12 protein-coding genes are annotated in these 14,759 nt (G+C 53.1%); 4 read left to right on the plus strand and 8 right to left on the minus strand.

The window, feature by feature from the left end:
* The first annotated feature begins 102 nt into the window (after window positions 1–102).
* The 3 genes from kefF (at window position 103) to folA (ending at window position 3,158) form a co-directional block, all read left to right on the plus strand.
* Window positions 103–633 carry a glutathione-regulated potassium-efflux system oxidoreductase KefF gene (kefF, locus tag FEK50_RS04420; protein ID WP_000600725.1) on the plus strand — a complete coding sequence of 177 codons (531 nt, stop codon included), beginning with the start codon at window positions 103–105 and terminating at the stop codon, window positions 631–633.
* Complete coding sequence (gene kefC / locus FEK50_RS04425) at window positions 626–2,488, plus strand: glutathione-regulated potassium-efflux system protein KefC (protein WP_131161263.1); 1,863 nt, start codon at window positions 626–628, stop codon at window positions 2,486–2,488. Before kefF ends, kefC begins: the two co-directional genes overlap by 8 nt.
* Window positions 2,489–2,678: 190 nt before the next feature.
* Window positions 2,679–3,158, plus strand: a complete 480-nt coding sequence (gene folA / locus FEK50_RS04430) for a type 3 dihydrofolate reductase (RefSeq protein WP_130204869.1) — start codon at window positions 2,679–2,681, stop codon at window positions 3,156–3,158.
* Window positions 3,159–3,235: 77 nt separating this feature from the next.
* Here folA and apaH read toward each other — a convergent pair whose 3' ends face one another.
* Genes apaH through lptD form a run of 6 tightly spaced genes read right to left on the minus strand, consistent with a single transcriptional unit; the run spans window position 3,236 to window position 9,968 of the window.
* On the minus strand, window positions 3,236–4,078 hold the full coding sequence (gene apaH, locus FEK50_RS04435) for a bis(5'-nucleosyl)-tetraphosphatase (symmetrical) ApaH (protein ID WP_130204871.1): 843 nt from the start codon (window positions 4,076–4,078) through the stop codon (window positions 3,236–3,238).
* 6 nt (window positions 4,079–4,084) lie between these two features.
* Complete coding sequence (gene apaG, locus FEK50_RS04440) at window positions 4,085–4,462, minus strand: Co2+/Mg2+ efflux protein ApaG (protein ID WP_130204873.1); 378 nt, start codon at window positions 4,460–4,462, stop codon at window positions 4,085–4,087.
* Window positions 4,463–4,464: 2 nt separating this feature from the next.
* Window positions 4,465–5,286: a 16S rRNA (adenine(1518)-N(6)/adenine(1519)-N(6))-dimethyltransferase RsmA gene (rsmA, locus tag FEK50_RS04445; protein ID WP_130204875.1), complete on the minus strand. Its 822-nt coding sequence runs from the start codon at window positions 5,284–5,286 to the stop codon at window positions 4,465–4,467.
* Window positions 5,283–6,272 carry a 4-hydroxythreonine-4-phosphate dehydrogenase PdxA gene (gene pdxA, locus FEK50_RS04450; protein WP_131161262.1) on the minus strand — a complete coding sequence of 330 codons (990 nt, stop codon included), beginning with the start codon at window positions 6,270–6,272 and terminating at the stop codon, window positions 5,283–5,285. The genes rsmA and pdxA overlap by 4 nt, the downstream gene beginning before the upstream one ends.
* Window positions 6,272–7,558 carry a peptidylprolyl isomerase SurA gene (gene surA / locus FEK50_RS04455; protein ID WP_105289210.1) on the minus strand — a complete coding sequence of 429 codons (1,287 nt, stop codon included), beginning with the start codon at window positions 7,556–7,558 and terminating at the stop codon, window positions 6,272–6,274. The genes pdxA and surA overlap by 1 nt, the downstream gene beginning before the upstream one ends.
* Before the next feature lie 52 nt (window positions 7,559–7,610).
* Window positions 7,611–9,968: an LPS assembly protein LptD gene (gene lptD, locus FEK50_RS04460; RefSeq protein ID WP_131161261.1), complete on the minus strand. Its 2,358-nt coding sequence runs from the start codon at window positions 9,966–9,968 to the stop codon at window positions 7,611–7,613.
* A 254-nt stretch (window positions 9,969–10,222) separates the two neighbouring features.
* On the opposite strand from lptD, the gene djlA reads away from it, so the two are divergent.
* Entirely contained in the window at window positions 10,223–11,038 is an 816-nt protein-coding gene (djlA, locus tag FEK50_RS04465) for a co-chaperone DjlA (RefSeq protein ID WP_130204881.1), read from the plus strand.
* A 117-nt stretch (window positions 11,039–11,155) separates the two neighbouring features.
* Here the strand turns inward: djlA and rluA are convergent, their stop codons facing one another.
* Both rluA and rapA read right to left on the minus strand, forming a co-directional pair.
* Window positions 11,156–11,815: a bifunctional tRNA pseudouridine(32) synthase/23S rRNA pseudouridine(746) synthase RluA gene (gene rluA, locus FEK50_RS04470; RefSeq protein WP_000525176.1), complete on the minus strand. Its 660-nt coding sequence runs from the start codon at window positions 11,813–11,815 to the stop codon at window positions 11,156–11,158.
* A gap of 11 nt (window positions 11,816–11,826) precedes the next feature.
* Window positions 11,827–14,733, minus strand: coding sequence for an RNA polymerase-associated protein RapA (gene rapA, locus FEK50_RS04475; protein WP_131161260.1), 2,907 nt, complete (start codon window positions 14,731–14,733; stop codon window positions 11,827–11,829).
* Between the last annotated feature and the right edge of the window lie 26 nt (window positions 14,734–14,759).

The following is a 14,759-nucleotide window of genomic DNA, read 5'->3' on the forward strand; positions in this document are numbered from 1 at the left end:
TCAGATTTCTCTCTTTTCTGAATCAATATTATTGACTATAAGCTGCGTGAATATGTGACTACACTTTGTGGGAAAACAAAGGCGTAATTACGCAGGCTAACTATGATTCTTATAATTTATGCGCATCCGTATCCGCATCATTCCCATGCGAATAAACGGATGCTTGAACAGGCAAGGACGCTGGAAGGCGTCGAAATTCGCTCTCTTTATCAACTCTATCCTGACTTCAATATCGATATTGCCGCCGAGCAGGAGGCGCTGTCTCGTGCCGATCTGATCGTCTGGCAGCACCCGATGCAGTGGTACAGCATTCCACCGCTCCTTAAACTTTGGATCGATAAAGTCTTCTCCCACGGCTGGGCTTACGGTCATGGCGGCACGGCGCTGCATGGCAAACATTTGCTGTGGGCGGTGACGACCGGCGGCGGGGAAAGCCATTTTGAGATTGGTGCGCATCCGGGCTTTGATGTGCTGTCGCAGCCGCTACAGGCGACGGCAATCTACTGCGGGCTGAACTGGCTGCCACCGTTTGCCATGCACTGCACCTTTATTTGTGACGACGAAACCCTCGAAGGGCAGGCGCGTCACTATAAGCAACGTCTGCTGGAATGGCAGGAGGCACATCATGGATAGCCATACGCTGATTCAGGCGCTGATTTATCTCGGTTCGGCGGCGCTGATTGTCCCCATTGCGGTACGTCTTGGTCTGGGATCGGTACTTGGCTATCTGATCGCTGGCTGCATTATTGGCCCGTGGGGGCTGCGACTGGTGACCGATGCCGAATCTATTCTGCACTTTGCTGAAATCGGCGTGGTGCTGATGCTGTTTATTATCGGCCTCGAACTCGATCCACAAAGGCTGTGGAAACTGCGTGCGGCGGTGTTCGGCGGTGGCGCATTGCAGATGGTGATTTGCGGCGGCCTGCTGGGGCTGTTCTGCATGTTACTTGGGCTGCGCTGGCAGGTAGCGGAACTGATCGGCATGACGCTGGCGCTCTCCTCTACGGCGATTGCCATGCAGGCGATGAATGAGCGCAATCTGATGATGACGCAGATGGGCCGCAGTGCCTTTGCGGTGCTGCTGTTCCAGGATATCGCGGCGATCCCGCTGGTGGCGATGATCCCGCTACTGGCGGCGAGCAGTGCCTCGACGACGATGGGCGCATTTGCCCTGTCGGCGTTAAAAGTGGCGGGCGCGCTGGTGCTGGTGGTACTGCTGGGGCGCTATGTCACGCGTCCGGCGCTGCGTTTTGTTGCTCGCTCTGGCTTGCGGGAAGTGTTTAGTGCCGTGGCGTTATTCCTCGTGTTTGGCTTTGGTTTGCTGCTGGAAGAGGTCGGCTTGTCGATGGCGATGGGCGCGTTTCTGGCGGGCGTACTGCTGGCAAGCTCGGAATATCGTCATGCGCTGGAAAGCGATATCGAACCGTTTAAAGGTTTGCTGCTGGGGCTGTTTTTTATCGGTGTTGGCATGTCGATAGACTTTGGCACGCTGATTGAAAACCCATTGCGTATTGTTATTTTGCTGCTTGGTTTCCTTATCATCAAAATTGCCATGCTGTGGCTGATTGCCCGACCGTTGCAGGTGCCAAATAAACAGCGTCGCTGGTTTGCGGTGCTGTTAGGGCAGGGCAGTGAGTTTGCCTTTGTGGTATTTGGTGCAGCGCAAATGGCGAATGTGCTGGAGCCGGAGTGGGCGAAATCGCTGACTCTGGCGGTGGCGCTGTCGATGGCGGCAACGCCGATCCTGCTGGTGATCCTCAATCGCCTTGAGCAATCTTCTACTGAAGAGGCGCGTGAAGCCGATGAGATCGACGAAGAACAGCCGCGGGTAATCATTGCCGGATTCGGTCGTTTTGGGCAGATCACCGGGCGTTTACTGCTCTCCAGCGGGGTGAAAATGGTGGTGCTCGATCACGACCCGGACCATATCGAAACGCTGCGTAAATTCGGCATGAAAGTGTTTTACGGCGACGCCACGCGGATGGATTTACTGGAATCTGCCGGAGCGGCGAAAGCGGAAGTGCTGATTAACGCTATTGATGATCCGCAAACCAACCTGCAACTGACGGAGATGGTGAAAGAACATTTCCCGCATTTGCAGATTATTGCCCGCGCCCGTGATGTCGACCACTACATTCGTTTGCGTCAGGCAGGCGTTGAAAAGCCGGAGCGTGAAACCTTCGAAGGTGCGCTGAAAACCGGGCGTCTGGCGCTGGAAAGTTTAGGTCTGGGGCCGTATGAAGCGCGAGAACGCGCCGATGTGTTCCGCCGCTTTAATATTGAAATGGTGGAAGAGATGGCAATGGGCGAAAACGATACCAAAGCCCGCGCGGCGGTCTATAAACGCACCAGCGCGATGTTAAGCGAGATCATCACCGAGGACCGGGAACATCTGTCACTCATCCAACGGCATGGCTGGCAGGGTACTGAAGAGGGGAAACATACCGGTAATATGGCGGATGAACCGGAAACGAAACCCTTATCCTAATAAAGAGTGACGTAAATCACGCTTTACAGCTAACTATTTGTTTTTATTTCATTGTATTGCGGCGAGTCCACGAACAGATTATGGACTCGCCAGCAAAATAAAAATTTTCCTCAACATCATCCTCTCGCCAGTCGACGAAGGTTTACGCTTTACGTATAGTGACGACAATTTTTTTTATCGGGAAATTTCAATGATCAGTTTGATTGCGGCGCTAGCGGTAGATCGCGTTATTGGCATGGAAAACGCCATGCCGTGGAATCTGCCTGCCGATCTCGCCTGGTTTAAACGCAACACCTTAAATAAACCTGTGATTATGGGCCGCCATACCTGGGAATCCATCGGTCGCCCGCTACCTGGACGCAAAAATATTGTCATCAGCAGCCAGCCGGGTACGGACGATCGCGTAACGTGGGTGAAGTCGGTGGATGAAGCCATTGCGGCGTGTGGTGACGTACCAGAAATTATGGTGATTGGCGGCGGTCGCGTTTATGAGCAGTTCTTGCCGAAAGCGCAGAAACTGTATTTGACGCATATCGACGCAGAAGTGGAAGGCGACACCCATTTCCCGGATTACGAGCCGGATGACTGGGAATCGGTGTTCAGCGAATTCCACGACGCTGATGCGCAGAACTCTCACAGCTATTGCTTTGAGATTCTGGAGCGGCGGTAAGTTTGTATAGAATTTACGGCTAGTGCCGGATTTGACGCCGGTCGCGTCTTATCCGGCCTTCCTGTATCAGGCTGTGTTTAAGACGCCGCCGCTTCGCCCAAATCCTTATGCCGGTTCGACGGCTGGACAAAATACTGTTTATCTTCCCAGCGCAGGCAGGTTAATGTACCACCCCAGCAGCAGCCGGTATCCAGCGCGTAAATACCTTCCGGCGTACCTTTGCCTTCCAGCGATGCCCAGTGACCAAAGGCGATGCTGTACTCTTCAGCGACAGGGCCAGGAATCGCAAACCACGGTTTCAGCGGGGCAGGGGCTTCTTCCGGCGATTCTTTGCTGTACATATCCAGTTGACCGTTTGGAAAGCAAAAGCGCATACGGGTAAAGGCGTTGGTGATAAAACGTAATCGCGCCAGACCACGCAAATCTGGTGACCAGTTGTTCGGCATATCGCCGTACATGGCATCGAGGAAGAAGGGGTAAGAGTCGCTTGACAGTACCGCTTCTACGTCACGTGCGCACTCTTTCGCGGTCGGTAAGTCCCACTGCGGCGTGATCCCCGCGTGGGCCATCACCAGCTTTTTCTCTTCATCGATTTGCAACAAAGGCTGACGACGTAGCCAGTTAAGCAGTTCATCGGCATCAGGCGCTTCCAGTAGCGGCGTGAGACGATCTTTGGGTTTGTTGCGGCTTATGCCTGAAAACACGGCCAGCAGATGCAGATCGTGATTGCCCAGCACCAGACGTACGCTGTCGCCTAAGGATTTCACATAGCGCAGAACATCAAGCGAACCAGGACCGCGCGCAACCAGATCGCCCGTCAGCCAGAGAGTATCTTTCCCAGGGGTAAATTCCACTTTATGCAGCAATGCGATCAGTTCATCGTAACAGCCATGAACATCGCCAATAAGGTATGTCGCCATAATTTTTTAATGAATGAATATTGGAACGGCGAGTCGGAATACGGGAATGTCGATGATAAAGGGAACGCCGTTCTCATCAATCATTTCGTAGTGACCCTGCATGGTGCCCAGCGGCGTTTCGATAATCGCGCCGCTGGTATACTGGTACTCTTCGCCAGGCGCGATATGCGGTTGGACGCCCACCACACCTTCGCCCTGGACTTCTGTTTCACGGCCATTGCCGTTAGTGATCAGCCAGTAACGCCCCAACAACTGCACTGGCGCTCGCCCCAGGTTGCGTATGGTTACGGTATAAGAAAAAACGTAACGTTCATTATCAGGTGAAGATTGTGCCTCAATGTAGACGCTTTGAACCTGAATACACACTCGGGGCGAATTGATCATCGTTAACTCTCCTGCAAAGGCGCATTCTCCGCCAGATAGTTCGCCATCTGGCAATATTGCGCGACAGAGATATTTTCCGCTCGCATCGCTGGGTCGATCCCCATTCCCGTTAACACATCGGCGCTAAACAAGTTGCCGAGGCTATTACGAATGGTTTTACGACGCTGGTTAAAGGCTTCAGTGGTGATACGACTCAGCACGCGAATATCTTTAACCGGATAAGGCATCGTCGTGTGCGGAACCAGACGTACGACGGCGGAATCCACTTTGGGTGGTGGTGTAAAGGCTGATGGCGGCACTTCCAGCACCGGGATCACGTTGCAATAGTATTGCGCCATGACGCTTAATCGACCATACGCCTTGCTGTTCGGTCCTGCAACCAGACGATTCACCACCTCTTTTTGCAACATAAAGTGCATGTCGGCAATGGCATCAGTATAGCTAAACAGATGGAACATTAACGGCGTGGAAATGTTATACGGCAGGTTGCCGAAAACACGCAGCGGCTGGCCCATTTTCTCTGCCAGTTCACCGAAGTTGAAGGTCATCGCATCCTGCTGATAAATCGTCAGTTTCGGGCCTAAGAACGGATGCGTTTGCAGGCGCGCTGCCAGATCACGGTCAAGTTCGATGACTGTCAGCTGGTCCAGTCGTTCGCCAACCGGTTCGGTTAAAGCTGCCAGACCGGGGCCGATTTCGACCATTGCCTGGCCCTTTTGCGGGTTAATGGCAGAAACAATACTGTCGATCACGAACTGATCGTTGAGAAAGTTTTGCCCGAAGCGTTTACGGGCTAAATGGCCCTGGTGGACTCGATTATTCATTGGGTATTAACAATCATTTTGATGGCGAGATTAAGCGCCGTAATAAAACTGCCGACATCGGCTTTGCCACGTCCCGCCAGTTCAAGCGCGGTGCCGTGGTCCACTGATGTGCGAATAAAGGGCAGGCCCAGCGTAATGTTCACACCGCGCCCGAAGCCCTGGTATTTTAGCACGGGAAGACCCTGATCGTGGTACATCGCCAGCACGGCGTCGGCGTTGTCGAGATATTTCGGCTGAAACAGGGTATCGGCAGGCAACGGCCCGTTGAGTTTCATCCCCTGCGACCGCAGTTCGTCGAGAACGGGAATGATGGTGTCTATCTCTTCCGTGCCCATATGACCGCCTTCGCCCGCGTGCGGATTCAGGCCACAGACCAGAATGCGCGGTTCGGCAATACCAAATTTGGTTCGCAAATCGTGATGCAAAATAGCAATCACTTCGTGCAGAAGCGCAGGGGTGATGGCGTCAGCAATATCGCGCAGCGGTAAATGCGTTGTTGCCAGCGCCACGCGAAGTTCTTCGGTTGCCAGCATCATCACCACTTTTTTCGCCTGTGAACGCTCTTCGAAAAACTCGGTATGACCGCTAAACGGAATGCCTGCGTCGTTGATAACGCCTTTATGCACCGGACCTGTGATCAGCGCGGCAAATTCGCCGTTAAGGCAACCGTCGCACGCGCGTGCCAGCGTCTCCACCACGTAATGCCCATTCTCAACTGCTAATTGTCCCGCAGTGGCAGGTACACGTAGTGCAATGGGAAGTAGCGTCAGCGTTCCCGCAGTTTGCGGTTGCGCAGGGGAGTTGGGGGAATAAGGGCGGAGGTTAAGCGGCAAACCGAGCATCGCTGCCCGGTCGGTAAGGAGAGTGGCATCGGCACAAACAACCAGTTCTACCGGCCACTCTCGTTGTGCAAGCTGGACAACTAAGTCCGGGCCAATCCCGGCGGGTTCGCCGGGAGTGATCACAACACGTTGGGGTTTAACCATTAGTTGCTCAAAATTTTCACATAAGCGCTGGCGCGTTGTTCCTGCATCCAGCTTGCTGCTTCTTCCGAGAACTTACGGTTCATCAGCATGCGGTATGCACGATCTTTTTGCGCCGCATCGGTTTTATCGACGTTACGGGTGTCCAGCAGTTCGATTAAATGCCAGCCGAATGAAGAGTGAACCGGTGCACTCATTTGACCTTTATTCATGCGGGTTAACGCATCACGGAAGGCTGGATCGAAAATATCTGGCGTAGCCCAACCGAGATCGCCGCCCTGATTTGCAGAGCCAGGATCCTGAGAGAACTCTTTTGCTGCGGCAGCAAATGTGGTTTTACCGCTCTTGATATCCGCAGCAATTTGTTCCAGTTTCACGCGGGCCTGTTCGTCAGTCATGATAGGCGACGGTTTCAGCAGAATATGGCGAGCATGAACTTCGGTCACCGAGATATTTTTGCTTTCGCCGCGCAGGTCGTTAACTTTCAGAATGTGGAAGCCAACGCCGGAACGAATTGGGCCAACAATGTCGCCTTTCTTCGCGGTGCTTAATGCCTGGGCGAAGATCCCCGGCAGCTCCTGAATGCGACCCCAGCCCATTTGGCCGCCGTTCAGCGCTTGCTGATCGGCAGAGTGAGCGATAGCCAGTTTGCCGAAGTCTGCACCGTTACGTGCCTGATCGACAATGGCACGCGCCTGAGTTTCCGCCTCATTCACCTGTTCAGAAGACGGGTTTTCCGGCAGTGGGATCAGGATGTGGCTTAAGTTCAGTTCAGTGCTGGCATCATTTTGATTACCGACTTGCTGCGCCAGAGCTTCAACTTCCTGTGGCAGGATAGTGATGCGACGACGCACTTCGTTGTTGCGCACTTCCGAGATAATCATCTCTTTGCGGATCTGATTACGATAGGTGTTGTAGTTCAAACCATCATAAGCCAGACGGCTGCGCATCTGATCCAGCGTCATGTTGTTCTGTTTGGCAATGTTGGCAATCGCCTGATCAAGCTGCTCATCGGAGATTTTAACCCCCATTTTCTGCCCCATCTGCAGGAGGATTTGATCCATGATCAAACGTTCCATGATTTGGTGGCGCAGCGTAGCGTCATCAGGAAGTTGCTGCCTTGCCTGGGCAGCGTTCATTTTTACCGACTGCATTAATCCATCAACGTCGCTTTCCAGCACGACGCCGTTATTGACGACGGCTGCGACTTTATCGACTACCTGGGGGGCAGCGAAACTGGTATTCGCAATCATGGCGATACCGAGAAGCAGCGTTTTCCAGTTCTTCATACTTTTTCCATTTCAATTAACCGCACTGCGGATTACGTGGTAAATCAACAAATCACAAAGAGTTTTGATACGGCAGAATGTTCGAACGCAGCATCTCTTGCGTACCCAGACCGTAGTTGGAACTCAGGCCGCGAAGTTCGATGTTAAAGCCGATTGCGTTGTCATATATCGCATGTTGTTTATCGTTATCCCAACCGTTCAGCTTACGCTCATAACCGACGCGGATCGCATAGCAGCAGGAGCTGTATTGCACACCTAACATTGAGTCGGCTTGCTTGTTCGCGTTGGTGTCGTAGTAGTACGCCCCGACAATCGACCAACGATCGGCGATTGGCCAGCTAGCGACTGCACCCACCTGCGAAATGCCATTCTTATACTGCTCGGCAGTGGAATAGTATTTAGGCAGCGTAGCCTGAATATATTCCGGGCTGGCGTAGCGGTAGTTCAGCTGTACCAGACGGTCTTCATCCCGACGGTATTCAATGCTGGTGTTGCTGGTGGCTACGTTATCCAGACGAGTATCGTACTGAATGCCGCCACGCAATCCCCAGCGTTCGGAGATGCGCCAGTAGGTATCGCCTGCCCATACCAGTGAGCCCGTTTTGTCGTCATTCTCCCATGTTATGTTGTCATCGCCGGTGCGAGACTCCGTGAAATAGTAGATTTGACCAACGGAAATATTAAAACGTTCAACGGCTGCATCATCATATACGCGAGTTGTGATACCGGTCGTGACCTGGTTCGCGGAAGCAATACGGTCAAGACCGCCATAAGTCCGGTCCCGGAACAGGCCCGAGTAGTCGGATTGCAGCAATGAGGAGTCATAGTTATAGATGTCGCTCTGATCGCGATACGGCACATACAGGTATTGTGCGCGCGGCTCCAGCGTCTGGGTGTAACCCGGCGCCAGCATTTCCATATCACGTTCGAAGACCATTTTGCCGTCAACTTTAAATTGCGGCATTACGCGGTTAACAGAATCTGCCAACTTATTGTTTTGTGGGTTGCTGTTATACCAGTCGAGATTGGTCTGCTGATAATGGGTCGCCAGCAGCTTCGCTTCGGTATTGATACTGCCCCAGGTGTTAGATAACGGCAGGTTGATCGTCGGCTCCAGATGAACGCGAGTAGCCTCCGGCATATTGCTGTTTGTATTAACAAAATGCACTGCCTGACCATAAATACGGGTATCAAACGGGCCGAGATCGTTATGGTAGTAGTTGACGTCTAACTGTGGTTCAGCGGCATAGCTGTTGCCACTGGTATCATCAAAAACTTGGAATTGTTTCGTCGAAAGCGTGGCGTCAAAGTTCTGCACCGCATAGCCCACGCTGAATTTTTGCGTGGCGTAACCATCGGTACTGGAACCATATTTATTGTCAAAATCATTGAAATAGGTCGGGTCGCTGACTTTGGTGTAGTCGATGTTAAAGCGCCAAACCTGATCCATCACTCCGGAGTGTTGCCAGTAGAACAACCAACGGCGTGAATTGCTATCTTCTGGATGTTCATCTTCATAGACTTTATCTGAAGGCAGATAGTCCAGTTCCATCAAGCCTGCGCCGGCCTGGGTGAGATAACGGAATTCGTTTTCCCACATAATGTTGCCACGACGATGCATATAATGCGGCGTGATGGTGGCATCCATATTTGGCGCGATGTTCCAGTAATACGGCAGGTAGAACTCAAAGTAGTTGGTGGTGGTGTACTTGGCGTTCGGGATCAAGAAACCAGAACGGCGTTTGTCACCCACCGGCAACTGTAAATAGGGGCTGTAAAAGATCGGAACCGGACCCACTTTAAAACGGGCGTTCCAGATCTCCGCGACTTGTTCTTCGCGGTCATGAATAATTTCGCTACCCACCACGCTCCAGGTATCAGAACCCGGCAGACAGGAGGTAAAAGTACCGTTATCCAGAATGGTGTAGCGGTTTTCGCCACGCTGTTTCATCAGGTCTGCTTTACCGCGCCCCTGACGCCCCACCATCTGATAATCACCTTCCCAGACGTTGGTGTCTTTGGTGTTCAGATTCGTCCAGCCTTTTGGCCCTTTGAGGATCACCTGGTTATCGTCGTAATGGACATTACCGAGCGCATCGACGGTACGTATCGGCTCCGGTTGTCCTGGCGCCTCTTTTTGATGAAGCTGTACTTCATCGGCCTGCAGACGGCTGTTACCCTGCATGATATCCACGTTGCCGCTAAACACGGCGTCATCGGGGTAGTTCCCCTTTGCATGGTCAGCATTAATCGTCACGGGTAGGTCATTGGTATCGCCCTGTACCAGAGGACGGTCATAGCTTGGCACGCCCAACATGCACTGTGAGGCGAGGTTGGCTGCCAGTCCCTGTTGACTATAAAGGGCGGTGGCAATCATGGTGGCCAGGAGAGTGGGGATACGTTTTTTCATACGTTGATTTTATTGTTCCATCATCGGTAACGTTGCGCGTGACAAACGGTCAGAGACTAACGTACTCGTCATCTCTACGCTAGTGTTAATCCTGTCCGAATAGCGTCTGTGGTGTTAGGCACGGCATTGAATGACAGGTATGATAATGCAAATTATAGGCGATGTCCCACAATTGACCGCAGCCGGAAAACGGTAAAAGCACCTTTATATTGTGGGAGATAGCGCTGGTTTCCGTAAGTCCATTTGGGGAATATATGCAGTATTGGGGAAAAATCATTGGCGTGGCCGTGGCCTTACTGATGGGCGGCGGCTTTTGGGGCGTAGTGTTAGGCCTGTTAATTGGCCATATGTTTGATAAAGCCCGTAGCCGCAAGATGGCGTGGTTCGCCAACCAGCGCGAGCGTCAGGCGCTGTTTTTTGCCACCACTTTTGAAGTGATGGGGCATTTAACCAAATCCAAAGGTCGCGTTACCGAGGCTGATATTCATATCGCCAGCCAGCTGATGGAGCGAATGAATCTGCATGGTGCTTCCCGTACTGCGGCGCAAAATGCGTTCCGGGTGGGAAAATCAGACAATTACCCACTGCGCGAAAAGATGCGTCAGTTCCGCAGTGTCTGCTTCGGGCGTTTTGATTTAATTCGTATGTTTCTGGAGATCCAGATTCAGGCGGCGTTTGCTGATGGTTCGCTGCATCCAAATGAGCGAGCGGTGCTGTATGTCATTGCTGAAGAATTAGGGATCTCCCGCGCCCAGTTTGATCAGTTTCTGCGCATGATGCAGGGCGGTGCACAGTTTGGCGGCGGTTATCAGCAGCAATCTGGCGGTGGTAACTGGCAGCAAGCGCAGCGTGGCCCGACGCTGGAAGATGCCTGTAATGTGCTGGGCGTGAAGCCAACGGATGAGGCGACCACCATTAAACGCGCCTACCGTAAGCTGATGAGTGAACACCATCCGGATAAGCTGGTGGCGAAAGGTTTGCCGCCTGAGATGATGGAGATGGCGAAGCAGAAAGCACAGGAAATTCAGCAGGCGTATGAGCTGATTAAGCAGCAGAAAGGATTTAAATAAGTTTCAAACTGTAGGCCTGATAAGACGCGGCCCGCGTCGCATCAGGCAATCGGCGCAAAATTGCCGGATGTGGCGTGAACGCCTTCTCCGGCCTACCGAACTTCGCCAGCGTGACGATTAAAAATCCGCTGGCGCTTTAAACGTCATACTATTGCCATATGCCGGATGGGTAATCGTCAACATCTCTGCATGTAGCAACAAACGCGGTGCCATTGCTCTCGCTTCTGGTGAAGCATAAAAACGATCGCCGAGAATCGGATGACCCAGCGCCAGCATATGCACACGCAATTGATGTGAACGCCCGGTAATCGGCTTTAACACCACTCTTGCCGTGTTATCCGCCGCATACTCCACCACTTCATACTCCGTCTGCGCAGGTTTACCCGTTTCGTAACAGACTTTCTGTTTCGGGCGGTTTGGCCAGTCGCAAATCAGCGGCAGATCCACCAGACCTTCTGCGGGGGATGGATGCCCCCAGACGCGGGCCACATACTGCTTTTTCGGCTCGCGCTCGCGGAACTGGCGTTTTAATTCCCGCTCCGCGGCTTTGGTCAGCGCCACTACAATCACCCCGCTGGTAGCCATATCCAGACGATGCACCGATTCTGCCTGCGGATAATCACGCTGAATGCGCGTCATCACGCTGTCTTTGTGCTCTTCCAGACGACCCGGTACAGACAACAAACCGCTCGGCTTGTTGACCACCATAATGTGGTCATCCTGATACAGGATAACCAGCCAGGGTTCCTGCGGTGGATTGTAGTTTTCCATCCCCATTTTCGGCTCCGTTACTGATGCGTCACAACGATCAAACGCAGGGCATCCAGACGCCAGCCTGCCTGATCCAGGCTTTCCATTACCTGCTGACGGTTGCTTTCAATGGCGGTCAGTTCGTCGTCACGAATGTTCGGGTTCACCGCACGCAGCGCTTCCAGACGAGACAGCTCGGCAGACAGTTTTTCGTCGGCTTCGTTACGCGCCGCATCAATCAATGCACGGGCAGATTTCTCGATCTGCGCTTCACCCAGCTGAAGGATAGCGTGAACATCCTGCTGCACGGCGTTAACCAGTTTGCTGCCGGTGTGACGGTTAACCGCGTTAAGCTGACGGTTAAAGGTTTCAAACTCAACCTGCGCTGCCAGGTTGTTGCCGTTTTTATCCAGCAGCATACGTACCGGTGTCGGCGGCAGGAAGCGGTTAAGCTGCAACTGCTTCGGCGCCTGGGCTTCAACCACGTAAATCAGCTCTACCAACAGTGTACCTACCGGCAATGCTTTGTTTTTCAACAGTGAAATCGTGCTGCTACCAGTATCGCCAGAGAGGATCAGATCCAGACCGTTGCGGATCAGCGGATGCTCCCAGGTAATAAACTGCGCATCTTCACGCGCCAGCGCCACTTCACGATCAAAGGTGATGGTGATGCCATCTTCCGACAGGCCAGGGAAGTCCGGCACCAGCATATGATCGGACGGTGTCAGCACGATCATGTTGTCGCCGCGATCGTCCTGATTGATACCGATGATATCGAACAGGTTCATGGCGAAGGCGATCAGGTTGGTATCGTCATCCTGCTCTTCAATGCTTTCTGCCAGTGCCTGGGCTTTTTCGCCACCGTTGGAATGGATTTCCAGCAGGCGGTCACGACCCTGTTCCAGCTGTGCTTTCAGCGCTTCATGCTGCTCGCGGCAGTTTTTGATCAGATCGTCAAAGCCTTCGGTTTGATCCGGTGAAGCCAGATAGTTAATCAGATCGTTGTATACGCTATCGTAAATAGTGCGTCCGGTCGGGCAGGTGTGCTCGAATGCATCCAGACCTTCGTGATACCAGCGCACCAGTACCGACTGAGCGGTTTTTTCCAGATAAGGCACATGGATCTGAATATCGTGCGCCTGGCCGATACGATCCAGACGACCAATACGCTGCTCCAGCAGATCCGGGTTGAACGGCAGATCGAACATTACCATGTGGCTGGCGAACTGGAAGTTACGTCCTTCAGAACCGATTTCCGAGCACAGCAGTACCTGCGCACCGGTGTCTTCTTCAGCAAACCAGGCGGCAGCGCGGTCACGTTCGATAATCGACATGCCTTCGTGGAACACCGCGGCGCGAATACCTTCACGTTCGCGCAGTACTTGCTCCAGTTGCAGCGCAGTGGCCGCTTTGGCGCAGATCACCAGCACTTTCTGAGAGCGATGGCTGGTCAGGTAGCCCATCAGCCACTCAACGCGCGGATCGAAGTTCCACCAGGTGGCGTTATCACCTTCAAATTCCTGATAAATACGCTCCGGGTAGAGCATATCGCGAGCGCGATCTTCTGCACTTTTACGTGCGCCCATAATGCCGGAGACTTTAATAGCCGTCTGATACTGCGTCGGCAGCGGCAGCTTAATAGTGTGCAGCTCGCGTTTCGGGAAGCCTTTCACACCGTTACGCGTGTTACGGAACAGCACGCGGCTGGTGCCGTGGCGATCCATCAGCATCGAAACCAGTTCCTGACGGGCGCTCTGTGCATCTTCGCTGTCGCTGTTTGCCGCTTGCAACAGCGGCTCGATATCCTGCTCGCCGATCATCTCGCCAAGCATGTTCAGTTCGTCATTGCTCAGTTTGTTACCTGCCAGCAGCATGGCAACGGCGTCTGCAACCGGACGATAATTTTTCTGTTCTTCAACGAACTGCGCGAAATCGTGGAAACGGTTCGGGTCTAGCAGACGCAGACGGGCGAAGTGGCTTTCCATTCCCAGCTGTTCCGGGGTTGCGGTCAGCAGCAGAACGCCCGGCACGTGCTCTGCCAGTTGTTCAATAGCCTGATATTCGCGGCTCGGCGCCTCTTCGCTCCACACCAGGTGATGCGCTTCATCGACCACCAGCAGGTCCCATTCGGCTTCACAGAGGTGTTCCAGACGCTGTTTGCTACGACGGGCAAAATCCAGTGAGCAAATCACCAGCTGTTCGGTGTCGAACGGGTTGTAAGCATCGTGCTGAGCTTCGGCATAACGCTCATCATCAAATAGCGCAAAGCGCAGGTTGAAACGGCGCAGCATTTCCACCAGCCACTGATGCTGTAAAGTTTCCGGTACGATAATCAGCACACGTTCAGCAGCGCCAGAGAGCAACTGCTGATGCAGGATCATCCCGGCTTCAATGGTTTTCCCTAAACCCACTTCGTCAGCCAGCAGAACGCGCGGCGCGTGGCGGCGACCAACATCATGAGCGATGTTGAGCTGGTGCGGGATCAGACTGGTACGCTGACCGCGCAGGCCGCTGTACGGCATACGGAACTGTTCGCTGGAATACTTACGCGCGCGATAACGCAGCGCAAAGCGGTCCATACGGTCAATCTGCCCGGCAAACAGACGGTCCTGCGGTTTGCTGAACACCAGTTTGCTATCAAGGAAAACTTCACGCAGGGCCACGCCGGACTCTTCAGTATCCAGGCGAGTACCGATATAGGTCAGCAAGCCATTTTCTTCTTTTACTTCTTCGACTTGCATCTGCCAGCCGTCATGGCTGGTAATGGTATCACCAGGGTTGAACATCACGCGGGTCACTGGGGAATCACTGCGTGCGTACAGACGGTTTTCACCAGTAGATGGGAAAAGTAATGTGACAGTTCGCGCATCCACCGCGACAACGGTTCCAAGTCCTAATTCGCTTTCTGTATCGCTGATCCAGCGTTGACCAAGTGTAAAAGGCATATGTGTTTGGCTCTATATCTTTAATT

It is taken from the genome of Escherichia sp. E2586 (genome assembly GCF_005781105.1).
Classification (GTDB): domain Bacteria; phylum Pseudomonadota; class Gammaproteobacteria; order Enterobacterales; family Enterobacteriaceae; genus Escherichia.